The sequence below is a fragment of the Psychrobacillus sp. FSL K6-2843 genome (genome assembly GCF_038626375.1).
In the GTDB taxonomy this organism is placed as follows: domain Bacteria; phylum Bacillota; class Bacilli; order Bacillales_A; family Planococcaceae; genus Psychrobacillus; species Psychrobacillus faecigallinarum.
In genome coordinates, this window is record NZ_CP152021.1 from 3,277,883 (window position 1) to 3,294,587 (window position 16,705).

At 36.8% G+C, this 16,705-nt stretch carries 14 protein-coding genes and 2 other annotated features; of the genes, 6 read left to right on the forward strand and 8 right to left on the reverse strand.

Going from position 1 to position 16,705, the window contains the following annotated elements; all coding sequences use genetic code 11:
• The first annotated feature begins 43 nt into the window (after window positions 1-43).
• The 5 genes from MKY94_RS16685 to plsY all read left to right on the forward strand — a co-directional run bounded on the left by MKY94_RS16685 (window position 44) and on the right by plsY (window position 5,262).
• A complete protein-coding gene (locus tag MKY94_RS16685) occupies window positions 44-835 on the forward strand; it encodes an HAD family hydrolase (protein WP_342577429.1) in 792 nt (263 codons plus the stop codon).
• Window positions 836-1,457: 622 nt separating this feature from the next.
• Window positions 1,458-1,674: a binding site (T-box leader), on the forward strand.
• A 41-nt stretch (window positions 1,675-1,715) separates the two neighbouring features.
• The gene (locus MKY94_RS16690) at window positions 1,716-2,744 is read left to right on the forward strand and encodes a S66 peptidase family protein (protein ID WP_151112877.1); all 1,029 of its coding nucleotides are present in this window, start codon (window positions 1,716-1,718) and stop codon (window positions 2,742-2,744) included.
• Window positions 2,745-2,999: 255 nt separating this feature from the next.
• Window positions 3,000-3,398 (forward strand): hypothetical protein, encoded by a 399-nt coding sequence (locus MKY94_RS16695; RefSeq protein ID WP_151112875.1) that lies wholly within the window; start codon window positions 3,000-3,002, stop codon window positions 3,396-3,398.
• A 156-nt stretch (window positions 3,399-3,554) separates the two neighbouring features.
• Window positions 3,555-4,556, forward strand: a complete 1,002-nt coding sequence (locus MKY94_RS16700) for a DUF2268 domain-containing putative Zn-dependent protease (protein WP_342577430.1) — start codon at window positions 3,555-3,557, stop codon at window positions 4,554-4,556.
• 127 nt (window positions 4,557-4,683) lie between these two features.
• Window positions 4,684-5,262 carry a glycerol-3-phosphate 1-O-acyltransferase PlsY gene (gene plsY, locus MKY94_RS16705; protein ID WP_340863714.1) on the forward strand — a complete coding sequence of 193 codons (579 nt, stop codon included), beginning with the start codon at window positions 4,684-4,686 and terminating at the stop codon, window positions 5,260-5,262.
• Window positions 5,263-6,127: 865 nt separating this feature from the next.
• Here plsY and serA read toward each other — a convergent pair.
• Window positions 6,128-7,714, reverse strand: a complete 1,587-nt coding sequence (serA, locus tag MKY94_RS16710) for a phosphoglycerate dehydrogenase (protein WP_342577431.1) — start codon at window positions 7,712-7,714, stop codon at window positions 6,128-6,130.
• Between the two features lie 38 nt (window positions 7,715-7,752).
• Window positions 7,753-8,901, reverse strand: a complete 1,149-nt coding sequence (locus MKY94_RS16715; RefSeq protein ID WP_342577432.1) for an alanine--glyoxylate aminotransferase family protein — start codon at window positions 8,899-8,901, stop codon at window positions 7,753-7,755.
• Between the two features lie 57 nt (window positions 8,902-8,958).
• Window positions 8,959-9,184 (reverse strand) — a binding site (T-box leader).
• Window positions 9,185-9,554: 370 nt separating this feature from the next.
• Here MKY94_RS16715 and MKY94_RS16720 point away from each other — a divergent pair.
• On the forward strand, window positions 9,555-10,922 hold the full coding sequence (locus tag MKY94_RS16720; protein ID WP_154310007.1) for an aspartate kinase: 1,368 nt from the start codon (window positions 9,555-9,557) through the stop codon (window positions 10,920-10,922).
• A gap of 102 nt (window positions 10,923-11,024) precedes the next feature.
• Here MKY94_RS16720 and MKY94_RS16725 read toward each other — a convergent pair whose 3' ends face one another.
• The 6 genes from MKY94_RS16725 to MKY94_RS16750 all read right to left on the reverse strand — a co-directional run bounded on the left by MKY94_RS16725 (window position 11,025) and on the right by MKY94_RS16750 (window position 16,690).
• The gene (locus tag MKY94_RS16725; protein WP_340844794.1) at window positions 11,025-11,468 is read right to left on the reverse strand and encodes an SRPBCC domain-containing protein; all 444 of its coding nucleotides are present in this window, start codon (window positions 11,466-11,468) and stop codon (window positions 11,025-11,027) included.
• A gap of 11 nt (window positions 11,469-11,479) precedes the next feature.
• Window positions 11,480-12,442, reverse strand: a complete 963-nt coding sequence (locus MKY94_RS16730; protein WP_340844795.1) for a GNAT family N-acetyltransferase — start codon at window positions 12,440-12,442, stop codon at window positions 11,480-11,482.
• 503 nt (window positions 12,443-12,945) lie between these two features.
• Window positions 12,946-14,220 (reverse strand): MFS transporter, encoded by a 1,275-nt coding sequence (locus tag MKY94_RS16735; RefSeq protein WP_191697736.1) that lies wholly within the window; start codon window positions 14,218-14,220, stop codon window positions 12,946-12,948.
• Window positions 14,221-14,431: 211 nt separating this feature from the next.
• Window positions 14,432-14,749 (reverse strand): YbjQ family protein, encoded by a 318-nt coding sequence (locus tag MKY94_RS16740; protein ID WP_342577433.1) that lies wholly within the window; start codon window positions 14,747-14,749, stop codon window positions 14,432-14,434.
• A gap of 77 nt (window positions 14,750-14,826) precedes the next feature.
• Window positions 14,827-16,107 carry a nucleobase:cation symporter-2 family protein gene (locus tag MKY94_RS16745; protein ID WP_191697738.1) on the reverse strand — a complete coding sequence of 427 codons (1,281 nt, stop codon included), beginning with the start codon at window positions 16,105-16,107 and terminating at the stop codon, window positions 14,827-14,829.
• The gene (locus MKY94_RS16750; protein WP_144541217.1) at window positions 16,100-16,690 is read right to left on the reverse strand and encodes a xanthine phosphoribosyltransferase; all 591 of its coding nucleotides are present in this window, start codon (window positions 16,688-16,690) and stop codon (window positions 16,100-16,102) included. Before MKY94_RS16750 ends, MKY94_RS16745 begins: the two co-directional genes overlap by 8 nt.
• Between the last annotated feature and the right edge of the window lie 15 nt (window positions 16,691-16,705).

Below are 16,705 nucleotides of genomic sequence, written 5' to 3' on the forward strand. Positions count from 1 at the left end.
ACTAAGGTAAAGTAATAAGTAAGTTAGTGGAGGGGGTACATAGATGAAGACAAAGGCTATATTTTTTGATTTGGACGACACACTACTATGGGACAAAAAGAGCGTAGCAACGGCTTTTCAGAAAACATGTGATTATGCCGCTACTAAGGTAGCAGTGAATACTGTAGAGCTAGAAAAAGCCGTTCGTGAATCGGCAAGCCAGTTATACGATTCATACGAAACACGTCCCTTCACACAGATGATTGGCATTAATCCTTTCGAAGGATTATGGGGAATATTTGATGATCCAGGAGAAGACTTTCAAAAGATGAAGGCACTGATTGCTGACTATCAAAAGCAGTCCTGGACAAACGGTTTACATAAGCTCGGCGTGGAAGATGCTGCACTCGGAGAAGAACTGGCAATATATTTTCCCCGTATGCGCAAGGAAAGCCCATTTGTATATGAAGAAACATTTGAAGTGCTAGACTTATTAAAGGATAACTATACATTGCTTCTAATGACGAACGGCTCTCCAAGCCTACAAAACACCAAACTTGAAATTACACCAGAAATTGCACCCTATTTCGAACATATTCTAATTTCTGGCGGCTTCGGAAAGGGGAAGCCTGATCCTTCCATTTTTGAACATGCACTTGAGCTCGTTCATGTAGAAAAAGACGAAGTATTAATGGTTGGTGACAATTTAATGACCGACATCCTCGGAGCATCCCGTGTAGGAATCAAATCCGTCTGGATCAATCGTGAAAACAAGCCTGTCTCAGAAGAAGTACAGCCAACCTACACTATTGAAAGCTTGCATGAATTAATCGGTATTTTAGAAAAAATAAAATAATGCTCTCTTTCTATAAGTCTTTTATCGCTAAAAAATTATAAAATTTGAAAAGGCAAGAATGCTCATTTAACAGTATTCTTGCCTTTTCACTACTCGTTTTACTTGCAATGAAGCATCGACAGCAAAGTAGTGGAATAATCGCTAATTAATGTCCCTCTTTTTGTCCAGTTACAACATTCTTTAAAACAAAATTATTATTAAAGACAGGCTGTTTTTATTTTCCATTTAAGTGTAAGTTTTAAATAAAGTTTGATATTTTAAGTCAAGACGGGTTACTTTGTTTATTTGCTGTTTTTTAGGGTTAAAAGGATATCTTTTAATCAAACTTTATTTTAAAGCTACGACAGAAAAGTGTTATCTCCTTCATGGTGTGATATTCATTGCTGTCCAGTTACATTAAAGTCTGTTACTGACATTTATAAAGAAATTTTAAAATCACCTCTCTAGTTTAACTTAGAGGTAATTTTTTTTTGATACTTATGTTAAAATAGCTAGAAATTGTGAAGGGTTACACTTAAACTAACGGTGCAGGAGCAGGTTAGTTGCCAAAGATAAATATTCCAATAAGAACTTATTGACTAAAATATGGATAAATTGTAAAATGGGAAAAATATAAACTAAGGAAAACACAATGATTGGGAGTATTAAGGATTATTTATTGATTAGAGAGCTGTCGGTTGGTGAAAGGCAGTCAATAAATTCCCCAACTCGCCCAGGAGTGGTAAGACTGATATTTAAGTCTTAACGGCTAACCTCGTAATAGGTTTTTGAGTGGATTTGTTTTAATTAAACAAATCAAAAAGAGTGGTACCACGTAGGTATAGCCTATCGTCTCTTATGGGATGATGGGCTTTTTTATATTTATAAGGAGGGATGATAAGTGATAATAAAATATCCAGAAGCTTTACAAAAAGGCGATAAAATTGCTGTTACAGCAATTTCGAGTGGTGTAGAGAAACCATTACATATATTATTAGAGAAAGCAAAAAGTAACATTGAATCTCTAGGGTATAAAGTAGAACTAGCAAAAACGGTATGGAATGATGAGAAATCAAGAAGTGCAACAAAAGAAATAAGAGCAGAAGAATTTATGGAGCTATTAGCGGATCCGGCAATTAAAGCGATTATTCCACCATGGGGAGGACAATTTTCTTTAGAAATTCTTCCGTTGTTAGATTGGGAGAAAATTAAAAAACATACTCCTAAGTGGATATTAGGTTATTCGGATATAAGTACGATTAACTTTGTTTATACCACCATAACAGGTAATGCATCAGCACATGGCATAAATTTTGTGGAGATGTCCGCACCAACATTAGATGAAACGAGCAGTAGTTGGCATAAGGTACTGACAGCGAATCATGGAGATATCATAAATCAAAAATCATCTTTTGAATTTCAATCCTCATGGGAGAAGGTATTTATGAATCCAGCAACAGGTTTTTATTTTGATACCAAAACGGAATGGAAAAGTATAAATACACATGAACATTTTTCTGGAAGATTGTTAGGAGGCGTTATTAATACAATACAAAATCTTCATGGAACACCATTCGATCAAGTGGAAGAATACTTAGATACGTATACAAAGGATCAAGGCACTATCTGGTATCTTGAAAGCGTAGGAATGAGTGCGGCTGAAATCTATCGTGCTTTGTGGCAGATGAAAATAAATGGTTGGTTTAAAAATACTAACGGAGTGTTAATTGGCAGATCAAGTGGATATGCTCCAACAAAAGATTATGAACTAGAAGATGTTTTGATGGACATTTTTTATCATGATAATATTCCGTTTATTTATGATGTTGATATTGGACATTTGCCACCACAAAATACATTAGTTAATGGTGCGCTCGCAAATGTATCATACAAAAATGGTATCGGAAAAATAACTATGCACTTTAAGTAGACTTTTTATAACTATCAATGCTAAGCGCATCAATATAGAAGATTTCTTTAGTTTCCTCAAGAAGCAGCATTCTTGTAATAAATGAAATGAGTTTTGGATTACCGGCAAAGTTTGTGAATAAATGTATCTAATCAAAAGGGTGCTTTAGTTAAAGATCAAGGGTTGCTAAATGCAACTCTTTTTTCTTATTGAACTAACCGGGCAGGTCAGTTGAACAAGCATAGGTGTAATAACTAATTAAAAGGTGGAATTATTATGATAGAAAAGAGCAATCGAAATATATGGATAGAAGCCGAAGAGTGGGAATCTAAAGAATGGGATGTTGAGGATGTAAATACTGATGTCAAAGTGACTCTTCCAGACCGTTCTGTTTGGATGGCAACATTTTTCACATACAAAAACATTCAGTCACTAAGAGAGAAAAATGAACAGACAGGCGAATGTATGAATGGAACATACTTTCAAGCAAGCGATATGGTTCTAATTGATATTGCAACTAGAGAACGAATTGTTGAAGTCATTGATTACCTTACCGATAGTGGTGAGTTTGAATCAGTTTTTACTAAGTACCCAAATGTAGATGCTGAAGAGGACCATTTGTATACAGAGGGTTTCTTTAAAAGTAGTAATGAAGAAACATCCTTATTGAACTAACGGTGCAGTTTAGTTCAATAAGAAGGTTTTATTGCGATTGTATTGAATAAGTTAATGTATGTAAATATTTGGCCACGAGGAGCGGTTTAGTGGAAGAAGAGTATCAATGATATATAAATCCTTTTCTGTATCTTAGAAAAGGACATGGGGGATAGAATGAGACGTTTGATAAAATTATCAAATTTACTGTTACTTGTTTTTTTTATACCGGGTTGTATAGATGGTGAAGAACAAAACAAAGGAATACAGGAAAAGAAACATGAGATAGTGGATGATAAAAATACTTCTATGGAAACTACTTACCATTTTTCATATAAAGGACAGGAGTTTAAAATTATTTCATTTTTCGATGAAGTGATGGAATACGCAACAACAATTAGTGAGAATCCTGAGCTTGATAAAAAATCTATCTATACAAAGTATGTATTAGTACCGTTTAAGGAGCAATCTTCTATTAATGATATAACATTAGGCGACCCGCTTTCACCATCTTTGGAAATAGAACAGTTAAAAAAAAATACGAATGAGCTACTTGAAAATCAAGAACAAATTAATAAGTGGATAGAGGAAGCCATATTGAAATCGGCAGAACTGTTATCAGGTAAAGATACAAATATTTATATTTTTCCAGTTAATCCTGAGGAATGGCATCTCATTAATACAGGGGGAGGATTGAGTGGGATGACATTTTCTGAAAGTGATTTTTTGCTTATGATTGACCCATCCGTTTCAGAAGAAACCGTAAAGTATGCGGTGGCTCACGAGTATCATCATACGGTTAATATTTTGCATAATAGTGTACCAATCGAGTATAACATTTTAGATTTAACCATGCAGGAAGGTAAAGCAGATTCCTTTGCAAGTATTGTATACCCTGAAACAAAAGTCATTTGGAAAGAGCCATTATCTAATGATGAAGAGGCTAAGGTGTTAGAAGAATTAAGCGTATATGGCAAATCTATGGATTTTATTATTTACGATAAATTGGTTTATGGCAATAAACGTAAAGATATTCCGAGATTCTCGAATTACAAAATAGGTTATCTAATCACTGAAAGTTATATTGAAAATAATCCAGATATTTCTATTTTGGAATGGACAAAAAAGGGTGCCAAGGAAATCGTTACGGGTAGTAAATATAGTGCTTTGCTCCAGTAAGAATTGATATATTGTAAGGTGAAAATTATTTTGAACTAACGCAGCAGGTAATGTAAGATGGATCGCAGGAAATCATGTGCAATAAATAGAAATACTTACTTAACAAACTATGTAAGGAGATAACACTTTGAACATTTTAACTTTGATTCTAAGTTATTTAATTGGTTCAATCTCTTTTGCTTTAGTAATCGGCAAAATATTTTATAAGAAAGATATTCGTGATTACGGTAGTGGTAATCTTGGTGCAACTAATGCTTATAGAGTTTTAGGCATAAAAGCAGGAGTAATTGTTGCAATTGCTGATATATTAAAAGGTACATTTGCTTGTTTACTTCCCCTAATACTTGGTTCTACAGTTAACCCTATTGTATCTGGTTTATTAGCCATATTAGGGCACATATTTTCTGTTTTTGCTAGTTTTAAAGGAGGAAAGGCTGTTGCGACAGCAACTGGAGTTTTTTTGTTTTTGATTCCTTCAGGTGTTTTTGTTGGTTTTGTTGTTTTTGTGTTAACTTTGCTATTTACTAAATATGTATCACTAAGTTCAATGTTGGCTAGTATAGCATTATTCATTTACAGTCTTATATTTGAAGATAAAGTTATGATAGCACTTTCTCTACTAATAAGCTTATCAATAATCATTCTGCATAGACAAAATATAAAGAGAATTGTAAATGGAACAGAAAACAAAATAGTTGAAAATTAGTGTTTACTTGTTAAGCTAACGGGTGTTTTAATTTAATATTCGCTTTCCAAAATTAATGTAATTACATAGGATTTTAAAGTTAATACCATAACATTGGGTTACCAACTATAATGTCACTAGACATTTTGAAACAATACGCCAATGATTTGCTAGAAGCTTGTCTAAATAGTCATTTATACTATTCTCCTAATGTATTGGTTCGTAATTTATTATTCATGAATAAATCCACACTACTTCTCCCTTACCGCACTCCATGATTGGAGCGGCAGTCGGCGACTCGGGTGGGATCAGTGAGACAGATAAGCCATCACTAACGACGCGTAAGCGACGGTGATGGCTTATTGCTCACCCCACCGAAAGCATCCGACTAAAGCGGAAATCTACCATTTATTGTTCATACATATCATATAAAATGTAGTGGATCGATTCTCATAATCATGTAATTTATTCATGAATAAATTCACACTACTTCTCCCTTTACTTCGCACTCCATGATTGGAGCAGCAGGCGGCGACTCGGGTTGGGATCAGTGAGACAGATAAGCCATCACTAACGACGCGTAAGCGACGGTGATGGCTTATCGCTCACCCCACGGAAAGCGTCCGACTAAAGCGGAAATCTACCATTTATTGTTTATACATATCATATAAAATGTAGTGGATCGATTCTCATAATCATGTAATTTATTCATGAATGAATTCACACTACTTCTTCCCTTACTTCGCACTCCATGATTGGAGCAGCAGGCGGCGACTCCGGTGGGATCAGTGAGACAGATAAGCCATCACTAACGACGCGTAAGCGACGGTGATGGCTTATCGCTCACCCCACGGAAAGCGTCCGACTAAAGCGGAAATCTACCATCTTACAAATCAATTGGAGTTGCATCATATATATCTGCTAGTGCTTTTAATTTCTCAATTCCCTTAACTTCTACATGTTTGTCAATAGTAAGCATCATGATTGCATCTCCACCGACCTCTGAGCGTCCAACCTGCATAGTTGCAATGTTGATACCTTCCTCTGCAAGCAGTATACCTACACGTCCAATTGCACCAGGCTGGTCTTTATGACGGATAAACAATAAATACCCAGCAGGCACAACATCTACGATGAAATCATCTACACGAACGATACGTCCACCAAGTCCATTTAATAATGTACCAGAAACTTTTCTTGACCCTGTAGCAGTTTTCACTTCTACAGTAATGAGACTAGTAAATCCTTTTGATTTTGGAGTTTTTAATTCATTTACTGTTATTCCTAGCCGATCCGCAAGGAACTTAGCGTTTACGTCATTAACAGATTCACCTAGTTTGCTTTTCAACAGACCTTTTACCGCATTGCGTGATAATGGTCGCGCATCAAAATTAGCGAGCTCTCCAGCATAAGTAATATTTATTTCTTCTGGAGGTCCTTCAATTAAGTCGCTGAGAAATGAGCCAAGCTGTTCAGTAAGATTGAAGTATGGCTCAATTTTTGCTAATACGTCTTTCGGTACAGAGGACAAGTTAACTGGATTTTTGACTATTCCTTCTGTTAAAAAGCTTACTACATCATATGACACGTCTATTGCTACAATTTCTTGTGCTTCTACTGTACTCGCCCCTAAGTGAGGAGTAGCGATGACCTGCGGCAATGTTAAAAGTTTATGTTCTACGAATGGTTCTTCTTCAAACACATCTAGTGCTGCTCCGGCAACCTTGCCTGACAAGATTGCATCGTATAAAGCCTCTTCATCAATAATTCCTCCACGAGCACAGTTGATGATTTGTACACCATCTTTCATTTTTGCAAATGCATCTTTATTAATGAGATGGCGTGTTTCTTTTAGTAATGGAGTATGTATGGTGATAAAATCAGCCGCTTTAATTACATCCTCAACCGTACCAAATTGCACACCTAGCTTTTCTGCTTTTTCGGGAGTTAAGAAAGGGTCATAAGCAATTACATTCATTCGTTGACCTTTCGCACGAACCGCAACCTCTTGACCGATTCTACCAAATCCAACGACACCTAATGTTTTGTTCTTTACCTCTACCCCAATATAAGTTTTACGATCCCATTTCTTATTTTTCAATGAATGGAATGCTTGTGGAATCTTACGGGCAAGAGACATTAACATTGCAATAGTATGCTCAGCTGCAGAGTTTGTGTTGCCATCTGGTGCATTAACTACAATAATTCCGCGCTCAGTTGCTGCCGGTAGATCAATATTGTCTACACCCACCCCTGCGCGACCAATAATTTTTAGATTTGTTGCTTTTTCAATGATTTCACGGGTAACCTGAGTTTGACTACGTACAAGCAACGCATCGAATTCACCAATTTTTTCTGCTAGTTGATTGGGAGTTAAGTCTGTATCTACTACTATATTAAAGCCATCTGCTTCTCTTAATGGAAAAATACCATCCTCACTAAGTGGGTCACTGATTAAAATATTGTATGCCATGATCTTCTTCTCCTTTATCTTTGAAATGATTAAGTCGTTTATTGAGCCAAATAGACTTGCTGTGCTGCCGCTGTACCTTTTCCAAGCTCGATATTCTTACCTAGTTTCTTAAGAGCTACCTCAATTGCACTAATGATTTGTAACTGGTCTGCTGGAGAGCAATATCCCATATGCCCAATGCGGAAAATCTTGCCGGTTAAATGCTGCTGACCTCCTGCTATAGAAATAGCAAATTCTTTTTTCAGAATCTTACGGAACTCCTCTGCATCAAAATCTTCCGGTTGAACCGCAGTAACTGTTGGAGAAGCATCTTCATCTGAAGTCAATAAAGGTATGTCTAATGCTTTGAAAGCAGCGCGTGTCATATCCTTCATTAGTGCATGTCGAGAATATACATTGTTTAGCCCCTCTGCTTCTAATAAACTTAAAACTTGCTCCAGCCCAAATAACAATGACAAAGCAGGTGTAAACGGTGTAGTATCTTTCAATAAATTATCTCTATATTTTTTTAAGTTTAAATAAAATCTAGGCTGATCGTTTTCTTCAATGACTTTCCAAGCTTTTTCGCTAGCAGCTACAAAGGTTAATCCTGCTGGAAGCATGAATGCCTTTTGAGAACCAGTTACCATTACATCGATTCCCCACTCATCCATTCTTGTTTCTACTCCTGCCACACAAGAAACTCCATCTACAACTATTAATGCATCTGAAACCTCTTGAACTGCTAAGGCTAGCTTATCAATTGGATTTAATACTCCAGTAGATGTCTCGCAATAAGTTGAAAAGACGACTTTTATTTCTGCATGCCCTGCTAGAAAAGCCTTTATTTCTTCTGGGCCTAACGCCTTTCCCCATTCAACATTCAATACGTGAACTTTAATGTTAAACGCTTGGCATATTTTAGTGAAACGATCTCCAAAGGCACCTGTTACGACAACAAGCACTTCCTCTCCTGGCTTCACGACATTTACAACTGCCGTTTCTAGTCCAGCTGTTCCACTCCCTGCAATAATGGCGACTTCTTGAGTCGTGCCAAAAACTTTTTTCAAGCCTGGAGCAATTTTCTTAAGCATATCCGAGGTTTCCTTGCCCCGGTGACCAATCATTGATTGGTTCATAGCTTTTTGCACACTTGGTGGAATTGGACTAGGTCCTGGAATACGTAAAATGGTTTGATCTTGAAGCATAATTTTTCTCCTCCTTATTTTAAAAAACAAAAAAGCCCTTCGTCCCCTACATAAAATGTAAGGGGCGAAGAGCTAAAAAACTCACGCGGTACCACCCAAATTTACTGCAAACGTTCTGCAGCCTCTTAGTTCATATGCTTAACGCGCATTCACGGATGAGCCTACTTTCTTCAGTTCACCGATTCAAGAGTGCTACTCCACATACGAAATCACTGATTTGCACCAACCATCAGCTCTCTGTAGATTTACAAAATGCAAAGCTTATCTCTGTCAAAATCGTTTAACGCTTATTGAATTAAACCTATCATACTTAGGTTGTTTTCAGTTGTCAATATAGTTTGAAAACTTGGAAACGCTATCATTTTTTTACAACGCTTATAAACCTTGATATAAAGCTATTTTCAAAAATAAAAAAATATTTAATTATTCGTATTTATAATATTTTTCGTGGTGTTATTTTGGTGTTATTAGTAAAACACAACCTAAACACGAACTATATTAAGTTAAAAAAATTAATCATACATATTATGAATGATTATTTTAAAGAAATTAAGCCTTACATATTGACGTATAAGTCCAAAATTTGTACACTGTATAAAATCATTTGTTTTTTCCATAAATACAAACAAACATAAAAGTAAGGATTTGATGAGATGATCGTAAGTAAATTTGGAGGCACTTCAGTAGCTAGCGCAGAACAAATCAAAAAGGTCGCTAGCATCATAAAAGCTGATTCCAAAAGAAAATATGTAGTGGTTTCTGCTCCTGGCAAACGTTTCGAACAAGATTTGAAGGTGACAGACTTATTGATTAACCTTGCCTATGCTGCTTTAAATGGAGAAAATACAGAGCAATGCCTACACGCTGTAATAGACCGATATAAGGAAATTGCGTTAGGGCTGAACTTAGAATTGCTCATTTGTGATGTGATTGAGAAGGATTTGCAATCCAGGCTTTCTATGGATCATTCAAATAAGGAATTATTTGTGGACTCTATTAAAGCCAGTGGAGAGGACAATAATGCGAAGCTAATTTCTACTTATTTCACTAGTATCGGGATCCCAGCAAGATATATGTGTCCTAAATCAGCTGGATTGGTGATAAATGACTTTCCTGAACGGGCGATTGCCTTGCCAGAGGCTTACGAAAATCTCCAAAATAACTTACAAAATACAGCAGAAGTAATTGTTTTCCCTGGATTTTTTGGCTACACGAAGGATGGATTGCTCCGTACATTTGAAAGAGGTGGTTCAGATATAACCGGATCAATTTTAGCTGCATCCGTGAAAGCGGAACTTTATGAGAATTTCACAGACGTAGATTCTGTTTTTTGCGCCAACCCGAAGGTAGTGAACTGTCCAGTTGAAATCGAGGAAATTACATATCGGGAAATGCGCGAGCTTTCTTATGCGGGATTCTCTGTGTTTCATGACGAGGCATTAATGCCTGTTTATAAGGCTAAAATTCCCGTTTGCATTAAGAATACGAACAATCCATCGGCACCTGGTACGAAAATTGTTTCTTCCCGAAAAGTTAATCGTCGCCCGATTACTGGAATTTCCGCAGACAGTGGATTTTCTATTCTATACGTAAGTAAATATTTGATGAATCGGGAAATTGGTTTTGGGCGTAAGCTACTACAAATTTTAGAGGAAGAGCATATTTCCTATGAGCATACTCCTTCTGGGTTAGATGATATATCGGTTATCTTCCGAAGCCACCAGCTGACACCTGAAAAAGAAAATAGAATCATAAAAAGGGTTACGGAGGAGCTGCATGCAGAGGATGCTCACTTCCGTCACGAGTTTTCCATGATTGTAATAGTTGGAGAAGGAATGAACAATAGTACAGGACTTGCTGCTAGAGCTGCTACTGCAATCGCTAGGACTGGTGCTAATATTGAAATGATCAATCAAGGATCATCGGAGGTCAGCCTTTCCTTTGGCGTTCATCAAAGCAATGAAAACAAAATTCTTCAAGAGTTATATCAGGAATTTTTTGCATCTGTAACAATAGGATAATTATTAAAATGACATTCCGGTGGGCGTAGACAAAGTCTTAGTTTCAACTTTGTCTACGCTTAAGCTTTGCTTTTAAGTAAAGGTGTTCAAGTAATTAATCACTTACAAATCTTCCTTGTATACAATTCCCTCTTCCAAATATATTTTAAGAAGCGTCATGGCCTCTCCCCATCCCACCGCACAGTTAATGCATGCTTTTATATCCTTGTCTGAATTGGAATAGCCCATTTCTTTCAACATAATAAGGGTTCCTTCTTGATACGGTTCTAATTTAAATTCCACGGTCGTGACCATCTCGCCCGGAGACCACTGGAAAACAAAGGATTCGTCCTTAACAGCTCTCAAAATCCTACCGCCATCCTCTAGTTCCAGCTTTTCCTGACCAAATCCATCCCATTTTAAGCGAATTTCTCCCGTGCCGTCTTGCTCCATATGAAGAGAAGTTTGATTGGTGAACCAAGCGTTCCATCCTTCTGCAGTTGAAAGAGTTTTAAATACTTTATCTATACTTACTTTGATATACGTTTGATGGTTAATTTCTGGCATCGCTTCTTCTCCTATAATGATTGTAATTGGGCAAGACCAACATGCTTTTCGTAGGAAATAATGGTCATTTTTTCGTTGAGAACCTTTTGTTTACCAGTTCGAGCATAGCCCATCTTTTCATATAAATAACAATTTCTTTCTTCTTGAAGAATTGTATCGAGCTCCCAGCTGTTCACTTCTGGATAAATCATTTCTAGACGTTTCATCACGTTCTGAGCCAGTCCTCTTCCCTGATAACTATCTAAAATATTAATCATATGTAATCGCATGATATTTGGCGCTGTTTTGTACACATGTACACTACCAGCTAATTTACCAGCCTCTAAAATCTTATAAAATGTCCCCTGAAGTAGGCGTTCAGTGAATCTTTCAAAGCTTTGCAATGCAGGGGTTGTTTGATGATCCTCGTATTTTGTATAAAGTGGTAAGAAAACTTGTTTTTGAAGTTCATATAGTTCTTCAGCATCTTCCATCTTTGCTTTATGCAAGGAAATTTTCGATTCAATTATTTCAAAGACATTTTCTAATATGTGATAAGCGATAAACTCTCCTCGGTTAACCATTTCTCTAATTTCCTCTATAGTTGCCCATTTGGCATCTGCCACTTCCTCGTATTGAAGCATTAAATCCTCTATCTTCACGTTCTTTCTTATTAGGTAGTTGTCATCAAAGCCTCTAGGGAATTTGACCGTAAATAAAATATCTGCCTGCTCCAATTCTATATCAATTCCCAGCTCTTCCTTTGTTTCTCGCACTGCTGCAATTTCAGTAGTTTCTCCGCTCAAAACAGAGCCTGCAGCTGCGCAATCCCACATATTCGGCCATCCCTTTTTCCACGGCTGACGTTTTTGAATCAAAAGCTGATTTTCATCATTCATAATCCAAACATGGACTACTTCATGAAATGTACCCTCCTCCATTTCCTCACCTCGAATATGAGTCATTCCTGTTCTCTCTCTAAAATTATTAAGCATGTCCCAAACTTCCATATTCCCACCAACCTTGTTATAGTTTAGAATAGTTTATCACAATTTTGTTGACCATCAATAACAAATATGATATATTATAGGTTGTTAACAATTTAGGTAGGACATAAAAGAGAAATCTGGCATTCTACTAACGTGTTTTTGAACATACTTATTCACACTGGAGCGACTATAGGGTCGCAAGGACGTAAAAGCAGGAAGGGTTTACGTTGCTTAGGTTAGAAGACAACCAGTGGAACAATTTACCGCGGCATTGAAAGCTTAAGTCTTTCATGGAAATTATTCCCCGAACATTCGGGATGAAATTTAAAAATTCAAAGATTATGTTTTACCTCATACAAAATCAAGGGCTGGTCTCCAATGGAGACCAGCCCTTGTCCAATTTATCGGAAAATGAAAAAAGAGAGAGCGAAAAGCCCTCTTCTTCTCTTACATATTAGTGAAGGCTTATCTTCCTCGCTCTTCCCACTGTATAACAAGTTCCCTTCAGCTTAATTATTTTTCGCTTGTCTTTTATAATATTCTTTGAACGTAAGAAGATATATGAACCCACTAAGCAGTGCCAGTACTGCTAGTATAACAAACGTCCAAGTGAAACCGATCCAAGTAACAAGTGGTAAAACAAGCGGGGCGATCGTTCTGCCTATTGTGTATCGTAAGCTAGCAGCCGCAAAGTATTGTCCACGCATATCCTCTGGTGCAAGCTTAGATACAAAGCTTTCCTGCAATCCTACTGTAGCTAGTTCTCCTAATGTAAACACAGCCATAGCAAACAGGAAAACCCAGAAGTTCGCAGTCATTGGGAAGATGAGCATAGCAATAGCATATAAGAGAGACGAAAAAAAGAATACCTTGTGTTCTGGATATTTCGTCATCCAACGAGTTACAAACACCGTGAAAATGACTACTAATAAGCCGTTTTCAGATAACAGAATACCGAAAGAACCCTCTCCAGTAATTGTCCATTCCCTGCCAAATAAATTACCAAGAACCTGGACATCAATGACATCCTTCATATAAACAGGAATAAGCATATCTAGCTGCATATACGTCTGCGCTAGCAAAATCCCTGCTATTATAAATAGGAAAAACACTTTGTCCTTTACTATCAATCCGTATGCCTTCACTTGGTTGAGCACTACTTGAACCCAGCCGTTTCCGCCACTTTCTTTTAACTGTTGTTTTACCTCATCTGGTAATGTTTCCTCCGTCAGAAAACGTAATGCTAGACCTACTAAACAGAAGAGAATACCTGATACTAAAAGCAATAAGAAGCGATGATTAAAGAATAGGACTGCCCCTACTATCGGTCCAATTACGACAGATATATTAATAGATGTATAGAATACGGAAAAAACCGTACTGCGATCCTTTTCTGGCACAACATCAGCAACAATTGCTTGACTTGCCGGGTGATAAAATGAACCACACATACCTGCGATAGTAAAGGCTACGAAGCTAAGCGTCGGTGATTCATACCAAGGTGAATTGGCGAAGGCAAATAAAATAAAAGCAAAACCTTCTGCGGTTGCAGAAAAAAATAACATCGTCCTTCTACCAAATCGGTCCGCACAATAACCACCGATTAAATTAGCACCAACGGAAAATATTTGGGATATGACAAGCAGCAATCCTGCCATACTTGCCCCAAACTCATCTGCAAAGTATATAGCTAAAAACGGAAAGACCATCCAAAAGCTTAAATTACTAAAAAATTCACCAAATAAACGAACCTGTAAACTACGATTCCAATCTCTAATTCTCATGATGTTTACCTCTCAAATTATAAATTAAACGCTATCTCCCATATTATTTCGACATACGGAATAGATTTTTATATAGTTCTATAGTATTTTAAAAAATATAGCAGACTATATTCTATTAAGTTTGATCTGGTTTTATTAGGAAGAAAGAACTCGGCAAAAATAAAAAAGTCATAAACCCTAGGATGGGTTTACGACTTTTGACTGTAACCAATTAGTCTCTGTATGTAACGGCAGTTCCAGTTGCCACACACATCATCATGCCCTCACGGATTGTTTCAAAATCAAGATCTACACCAATTACAGCATTAGCTCCAAACTTGCTAGCAAGGGTATTCATGTCCTCTATTGCAATTTCACGACCTTGGGATAATTTATTTTCATAGGCAGAGCTTCTACCTCCAACAATATCTGTAACTGAGGCAAAGAGATCTCGTACGACATTTGCTCCCATAATGGCCTCTCCAGACACTATGCCATGATACGTTTCAATTGTTTTTCCTTCAATAGTAGGCGTTGTAGTGACTAACATAAATACTCCTCCAATACATGTTGTTATTTTTATCATACAGCATTATTGGAGGAGAAGCATTGATTATTCTGAATCTATTATATTTTCTTTCTAGTAGGGATCATATTAAATAATATATTCAATACGATTGCTGTGAAGCTTCCTGCCACAATTCCGTTACTCGTCAAAATTTGCACACTGTCAGGTAAGGACACAAATAAGTCAGGTACTACCGTAACTCCTAAGCCGATACCTATTGAACATGCAATAATCATTGCATTATCAGGTGATTCTGAGTCTGCAATAATAGTACTTAGCATCTTAATTCCTTGAGAAACGATCATACCAAACATGGCAATCATGGCTCCTCCTAATACTGCCTCTGGAATAATGGTAGTAAGGGAAGAAATCTTAGGTATAAATCCTAGGAATATTAGCATCCCACCCGCGATGTAAATAATTTTACGTGTTTTAACACCAGAGATTTGCATAAGCCCAACGTTTTGTGAAAATGTAGTATATGGAAACGAGTTAAAGATACCGCCTAGTAAAACAGCAATTCCTTCAGCACGATACCCTTTAGTTAAGTCTTCCTTTTGAATTTTTTTATTTAGCATATCCCCTAGAGCAAAATATACCCCAGTTGACTCTACTAATGAAACAATAGCCACTAATGTCATGGTAATAATAGGAGACCACTCAAAAGTCGGCATCCCAAAATATAATGGCTGGATCATATGGAACACATCAGCTTCTTTTACCGCAGTAAAGTCTAAAATACCCATAAAATAAGCAGCAACTGTTCCTCCAATAATACCTATTAATATAGAAATAGCTTTTATAAAACCAGTAGAGAAACGGTATAACAATACAATAAATATTAATGTACCAAATGATAATAGAACGTTTTGAATGGAACCGAAATCCTCTGCCCCATCGCCACCACCCATGTTGTTAATAGCTACAGGGATTAGGGTGATTCCTATAATAGTTACTACTGAACCAGTTACTACTGGTGGGAAGAACCTAACTAGCTTACCAAAAAAGCCGCTGATTAAAATAACAACTATTCCGGAAACAATAATAGCACCATAAATAGAAGATATTCCGTATTCTTCTCCAATTGCAATCATTGGTCCTACTGCAGTAAATGTACATCCTAGCACGACTGGCAAACCAATACCGAAAAATCGATTGCTCATAACTTGCAAAATGGTCGCGACACCAGACATTAGAATGTCAATGGCAACTAAATATGTTAATTCCTCTGAACTAAGACCAAGAGCTCCCCCTACGATTAGCGGAACAATTACTGCTCCTGCATACATAGCAAGCACATGCTGTAAGCCAAGTGTAGTATTTTTAAATATATTATTCATATGTAGGTGTTCCTTCTAGAAATTCTACAGTTCCATTTTCCAAGGATTTAATGATAGCAAGAGATTCTACACGAATACCTTTTTCACGAATTAGTTTTCCCCCTGGTTGGAATCCTTTTTCAATTACAATTCCAACACCAGCTGTAGTTGCTCCAGCCTGATCAATAATCTCAAGCAATCCGAGAACTGCTTGTCCATTAGCAAGGAAGTCATCGATGATTAACACGACGTCACCCTCTTGAAGAAAATCCTTAGATACCGAAATATCGCTTGTCACATTTTTAGTAAAGGAATGAACTTTAGAAGTAAGCAAATTTCCGGAAAGGGTCACAGACTTACTTTTCCTTGCAAAAACAACAGAAACACCAAGCTCTAAACCTGCAAACATAGAAGGAGCAATCCCTGAAGACTCAATCGTTAAAATTTTTGTTATTCCAGCTTCTGCAAATCGGTCTGCTATCTCTTCTCCTATAGCTTTAATAATTACAGGATCAATTTGATGATTTAAAAATGCATCCACCTTTAAAACATCTTTCGATAAAACCTTACCTTCTTCTACAATTTTATCCTTTAATAATTTCACTGGAATTCCTTCTTT